This is a genomic window from Faecalimicrobium dakarense (genome assembly GCF_000499525.1).
GTDB classification, from domain to species: domain Bacteria; phylum Bacillota; class Clostridia; order Peptostreptococcales; family Peptostreptococcaceae; genus Faecalimicrobium; species Faecalimicrobium dakarense.
The window spans coordinates 1-6,922 of sequence record NZ_HG529387.1 but is presented as its reverse complement, the minus strand read 5'-3'; the positions used below and the strand labels follow the sequence as shown (position 1 = coordinate 6,922).

Annotated in this window: 4 protein-coding genes and 1 pseudogene; all 5 read right to left on the bottom strand. The window is 31.0% G+C overall.

The genetic code is table 11. The features are described from left to right. Positions 1–137: 137 nt before the first annotated feature. Positions 138–1,565: pseudogene (pyk, locus tag BN899_RS13155) on the bottom strand (pyruvate kinase); the annotation flags it as partial. Positions 1,566–1,623: 58 nt separating this feature from the next. Further along, entirely contained in the window at positions 1,624–2,886 is a 1,263-nt protein-coding gene (locus tag BN899_RS13150; protein ID WP_042276209.1) for a GntP family permease, read from the bottom strand. 34 nt (positions 2,887–2,920) lie between these two features. Further along, a complete protein-coding gene (locus tag BN899_RS13145) occupies positions 2,921–4,060 on the bottom strand; it encodes a glycerate kinase (protein WP_042276205.1) in 1,140 nt (379 codons plus the stop codon). Positions 4,061–4,311: 251 nt separating this feature from the next. Next, on the bottom strand, positions 4,312–5,406 hold the full coding sequence (locus BN899_RS13140) for a CdaR family transcriptional regulator (RefSeq protein ID WP_042276203.1): 1,095 nt from the start codon (positions 5,404–5,406) through the stop codon (positions 4,312–4,314). 274 nt (positions 5,407–5,680) lie between these two features. Continuing rightward, on the bottom strand, positions 5,681–6,922 hold a 1,242-nt coding region (gene eno, locus BN899_RS13135), incomplete at its 5' end, for a phosphopyruvate hydratase (protein WP_042276201.1).

Genomic DNA, 6,922 nt, shown 5'->3' with positions numbered 1-6,922 from the left:
ACCTCTTGAGTCTAATACTTCTCTTGCATATACTAATTCTATAGCTGACATTTTATTTCTCCTCTCAAATTCTTACTATATGTATAGATTAATCTGCTAAAAATAATTAACAGATTAATCATTTAAAATTCTTATTATTTTTCTATAGCATGTACCTTTATTAAGTTTGTAGTTCCACTTACTCCAGCTGGTACACCTGCTGTTATTACAACTAAGTCACCATCTTTTAAATAGTTAATTTTTTTAGCTGATTCTATTGAATTATCTATTACCTCATCTGTGTTTCCTGCATGAGATGTTTTAATTGGATATACTCCCCAAGTTAAAGCTAATCTTCTCATAACACCTTCATCTTCTGTCGTAGCTATTATTGGGCACTCCGGTCTAAACTTAGAAACCATTCTAGCTGTATGTCCAGTTGTAGTGAAAGTAATTATTGAAGCTGCACTTAAGTCTCTAGCCGTAGTACATGTAGCATGACTTATTGCATTTGTTACTGTTACTTCTTCTATTTTTCTTTTTCTTAATAATTCATTGTAGTTTAATGTTTCTTCCGTTCTTTTTGCTATGGTAGCCATAGTTTTAACAGCTTCTATTGGATACTTACCAGCAGCAGTTTCCCCTGATAACATTATTGCATCTGTTCCATCATATATAGCATTTGCAACATCTGTAACTTCTGCTCTTGTTGGTCTAGGATTTCTAATCATAGAGTCTAGCATTTGAGTAGCAGTTATTACTGGCTTCCCTAATTTATTGCATTTTTTTATCATCATCTTTTGTGCTATTGGTATTTCTTCTGTTGGTATTTCAACTCCTAAGTCACCTCTAGCAACCATTATTCCATCAGATACTTTTAATATTTCCTCTATATTATTTATTCCTTCTTGGTTTTCTATTTTAGATATTATTTGAATATGTGTAGCATTATTTTTTTCTAATACTTCTCTTATTTCTAATACATCTGATGCTTTTCTAACAAATGATGCTGCTATATAATCTATTCCTTGTTTTATACCAAACTCTATATCGCTAACATCTTTTTCTGTTAATGCTGGTAATTTTATACTTACTCCAGGAACGTTAACTCCCTTATGATTTTTAACTATTCCAGAGTTTTCTACTATACAATGTATATCGCCATCATTAACTTCTTGAACTTTAAGTCCTACTAACCCATCATCTATTAATATAGTATCTCCAGACTCTACGTCTTTTGCAAGTCCTTTGTAGCTTACTGTGCATATATCTTTACTTCCCATAACATCTTTCATTGTTATAGTAAATTTTTGACCTTCTTCTAATAAAACTTCTGGTTCATCAAAGTTTCCTGTTCTTATTTCTGGTCCTTTAGTATCTAATAATATAGCTACTGGTTGATTTAGATCATTTCTAACTTTTTTTACTAAATCCATTCTTTCCTTGTGCTCTTCATGAGACCCATGAGAAAAATTAAATCTACATACATTTAATCCGCTCTTTACAAGCTCTACTAATATATCTTCTTTATCCGATGCCGGTCCTAATGTACATACTATTTTAGTTCTTTTTATACTATTTAACATTGTTGCCTCCTAATTGTTTATCATAAGTCTCTATTATTTGTTTCCTAATTTACATTTATTACATTATTACTCCCCATATTATAGTTGAAACTATAGTCATAGAAAGTCCTACTAAAGATTCATATGGTATTAATTTTAAACGCTCACCTATGCTCATATTTGTTGCTCCTGCTGTTGCATGGAAGAATGAACCATGTGGTAAGTGATCAAGTACTGTAGCTCCTGCATGAACCATAGCTGCTCCTGCTATTGGTGATACACCAACTCCCATTATAGCTGGTCCAAATGTTGCTGATGCTATAGTTGCTCCTGATGTAGTTGATGCTGTTGCTGCTGACATTAATATACCTGATATTGGAGCTAATAAAAATGCTGGCATATTCATTGCATCTAGTAATCCTATTGTTGTTTGTTGTAGAGTTGATGCCTTTATTATTCCTGCAACTGTACCTGTTCCTATTAATAAAATTGCAACTGGCATCATCTTTGAAAGTCCAAAAGTTATATATTCATTAAGATTCTTTGCTTTACCCATAGCTAATGCTCCAACTACTCCACCAACTGGTAATGCTATAAGCGGATCTACTGCTATTCCTACTATTGGTCTTAGTGCAAGTAAAAGTATTGCTACTAATGGTCCAATTATTGCTGCAAAGAAAGATGGTAATTCTAAATTATCATGGTCTTCTTTTACTACTTCTATTTTAGTTCCTTTAAATTTCTTAGCTAGCATACTTGCTAATATTACAGTAACTATAAGCCCTACTATTGCAGGTATAATATTTGCTGCCATTAGAGATGATAAATCAACTCCAAAGTTTTCTGCTGCTGATATAGTATTTGGATTTGGAGATATAATATTTCCTGCTTTTCCTCCACCTATCATAGCTAAAAGAATAACCATTGGTGCATATCCTAATTTTTTAGATATTGCAAGTGCTATTGGTGCAACAGTTATTACTGCTACGTCTACGAATACCCCAACTGATGTTAATATCATTGTTGATAAAGCTAGTGCAAATAAAGCTCTTTTTTCACCCAATGTTTTTATTATCTGATCTGCAATTTTAGCTGCTGCTCCTGTTTTTATGAGTACTCCAGCTAAAACCCCTGATGTTACTATACGAAGTATTGCAGGCATTATATCTTTTGCCCCACTTATCATTACATCTACAGTTCCGCTTAGTCCTGCTCCACCTACTAATCCTCCTACTACAGCTCCTAGTATTAAACTGTATGCAGGATGTATCTTTTTAACTATTAATATAATTGCTACTGCAAGCCCTAGTAATGCTCCTAGTGTTGTTATTTGTACATCCATTTATCCCACCACCTATAAGTTTTTTATGTGATATTTAGTTAACTGCTTTTATAAGGTTAAATATTTGTGTTGTTGTTGCTATCATGTTTTTAGTTGCAGTTTCTTTCTCCATTGCTTCTTCTATTGTCATTGAAGAGTTTACTATTGAGAAATATGCGTCTATTCCTTCTTCATTACATTTAACTGCATCATCTGTTGTACATCCTGCTATTGCTATAACTTTTGCATTATTAGCTTTAGCAAGTTTTGCTACTCCAATAGGTGCTTTTCCCATGGCTGTTTGATTATCTAATCTACCTTCCCCTGTTATGACAAAATCAGCACCTTTTATTACTTCTTCTAGTTTTATCTCATCTAATATTATCTTTATACCTGATTCTAGTTTTGAATTTAAAAATCCTAGGAATGCGAAACCAAGACCACCAGCTGCTCCTACACCTTCTACATGTGCTATGTCTTTACCTAAATCTTTTTTAACTACTTGTGAAAAACTAATAAGTCCTTTGTCTAATTCTTCAATTATTTCCTCTGTCGCACCTTTTTGAGGACCATATATATGAGCTGCTCCATTTTTTCCGTATAATGGATTGTTAACATCGCAAGCTATTTTAAATGTGCACTCATCAAGCTCTTTTAATCTATTATCTATTTTTATACTTTTTATTTCATTTAGTACTTTTCCACCTAAGCCTACTAAGTTATTATTTCCATCATAGAATTCATAACCTAATGCTTGAAGCATTCCTACTCCACAGTCATTAGTAGCACTTCCACCTATCCCAACTATGAAGTTTCTACACCCTTTATTTATTGCTTCTTTTATTATCTCTCCAACTCCATAAGTTGTTGTATTTAAAGGATTTCTAAGTTTTGGTTCAACTAATGTAAGTCCAGAAGCTTGAGCCATCTCTATTATCGCTGTATTTGTATCTTTTAAAATTCCATATTCTGCATTTACTTTTTCATTTAAAGGTCCTGTAACAGATATTATTTGTTTTTCTCCATTCATACCTTCTACTAATGCATCTACAGTTCCCTCACCACCATCTGCCAGTGGCATTATTGTTATATCTGCTTTATTATCAACGTTTAAAATTCCCTTTTTTATTGCATTTGCTGCCTCTATTGAACTTAAACTTCCTTTTAAAGAATCTATCGAAATTACTATTTTCATATTTATCTCCTCCTTTTGATAATATTGTACCAAATACATATTTCGACATGAATGTTATATATAACAAATAATTTCGTTTTCCTATAATCATTTTTGTTATTTATAACATTGTAAATATACTAATTTTATTGTAATAGTAAAAATTTCACTTAATCTATGTATAAGCATTTCATCTATTTTAAATTTTTAATCAAATACTGGTTTAAATATATAAAAAAAGCCATAGATCTATGGCTTTTTATTTTATGTATTTATATTCCTAACTTTATATTTATAGCTAAGTATAGTATAACTGAATCATTAAATTTTCTTGGGTCAAAACCACTTTTTTGATTTATTTTATCTAGTCTATACTGTAATGTATTTTTATGAATATATAAATCTTCTGATGTCTGTTTTAATGACATATCATTTTTATAATAAATTTCTAATAGACTTATTTCTTCTTTATCTAGATTATCTAAAATTTTATCCATATACTGTTTCTTTACATCTACATCAACATTTTCTAGTATAAGTTCTAAATTTAAAGAGTCAATATATGTTAAAATCTTTTTATGGTTTGTAGAATACTTTAATGCTATTCTAGCCTCTTGGTAAGATTTATGAGTTTCATAAATTTCTTTTAGCCTTCCTACACCTCCGCTTAAAGTTCCTTTATATGTTTTTAAAAAATCCATATAAACAGTTTTAAGCTTTTCATATCTTTCTTCATTAATTAAGGCAATAAATTCATTTGGATAAATATATACTTTAAAAATATTTCCAATAGAATCAAATACTTTTTTTATTTCATTTTCTATAATTTCTAAATCCCCATCTTTATGGTATTTATTTATTTTCATAATAACAACTGCAAACTTCTGGTTTGATGATATATTAAATTCTTCTAATATATTTTCTATTTCATCTTTATCTTCTATATCATTGTATATTAAAGACTTTACAACATAATTTATTCTTTGCTTATCAGCCTCATACTTAAAATTCAATTGTTGTTCCTTTATAAATATTTCTGTAATTTTAGTTATAAGAAATCCGTACCTTCCTACTTCACTTGGTTCTCCAGTTATACCAATTGCCCCAATTGCAGTCTTATTTATTTTTATAGGATAATTTATACCTTTTCTACTTCCTTTATATTCTTCATTATCTTCAACTACTATATTATTTAGTGTTTTTATTGCTTCGTATCCAGCTTGATGAAACGTATTTAGTCTCTTTTTATCTGTACTACCTATTATTATTCCATTCTTATCTATAAAATTTATATCTTTATCTACAACTTCTTTTACCGCATTTACTATTTCTTGTGCTAAATTAAAACTAATTTTATTAATTGCCATGAATTCAACCTTCTTTTTATGAAATTTTACGTCCTTTGTATTTTTAGTATATTACAATTTATTATTCTGATTTATATATTTTTAGCAAAATTCGCTTAGCTTAAGCCACTGAGTGGATACTACACTTCATATCGCTCAAACAATTCGTCAACACGTTGCTCAAAAGACTGCGTCCGTTGCTTAATATTATAATACTCCTTATACGTAAAAAATAAAGGGCAATAGATATATCTATCGCCCTTTATCATATATTAAATTTAATTTAAAAATTAAATTATTTTTTTAAGTTGTAGAAAGATTTTAATCCACAGTATCTAGCAGAATCTCCAACCATTTCTTCTATTCTTAATAATTGGTTGTACTTAGCAACTCTATCAGTTCTTGATGGAGCACCAGTTTTTATTTGTCCAGCGTTTACAGCTACAGCTAAATCCGCTATAGTAGTATCTTCTGTTTCTCCTGACCTATGAGATATAACTGCAGTGTATCCAGCTCTCTTAGCCATTTCTATAGCATCTAAAGTTTCAGTTATTGTACCTATTTGGTTAACTTTAACTAATATAGAGTTAGCAACACCTTGCTCTATTCCTCTTTCTAATCTTTCAGTGTTAGTTACGAATAAATCGTCTCCAACTAATTGTAATTTGTTTCCTAATTTTTCAGTTAATAACTTCCATCCATCCCAATCTTCTTCATCTAATCCGTCTTCTATAGTTATTATTGGGAAGTTAGTTGACCAATCTTCGTATAATTCAACCATTTCAGCTGCAGTTAATTCTGTTCCTTCTCCAGCTAATACGTATTTTTTAGTTTCTTTGTTGTACATTTCTGTAGCAGCAACGTCAAGACCTAACATAACGTCTTTTCCTGGCTCATATCCAGCTTTAGATATAGCATCTACTATTAATTCTAAAGCAGCTCTGTTTGAACTTAAGTTTGGAGCAAACCCACCTTCATCACCTACACCACAAGCTAATCCGTTGTCAGCTAAAACTTTCTTTAATGAATGGAATACTTCTGCACCCATTCTTAATCCTTCTTTGAATGTTGGAGCTCCAACTGGTAATATCATGAACTCTTGTACGTCAACGTTATTATCAGCATGCTCTCCACCGTTTATTATGTTCATCATTGGAACTGGTAATTGCTTAGCATTTACTCCACCTATGTATTGGAATAATGGTAATCCTATTTCGTCAGCAGCAGCTCTAGCTACAGCCATAGAAACACCTAATATTGCGTTAGCTCCTAATTTACCTTTGTTTAAAGTTCCATCTAATTCTATCATTAAACCATCTATACCAGGTTGGTCAAATGCGTCCATACCTTCTAATTCTGGTGCTATTATTTCATTTACATTATTAACAGCTTTTTCAGTACCTTTTCCTAAGTATCTTCCTTTGTCACCGTCTCTTAATTCAACAGCTTCGAAAGCTCCTGTTGATGCTCCTGATGGTACTATAGCTCTTCCTATTGATCCACTTTCTAAAGCAACTTCAACTTCTACAGTTGGGTT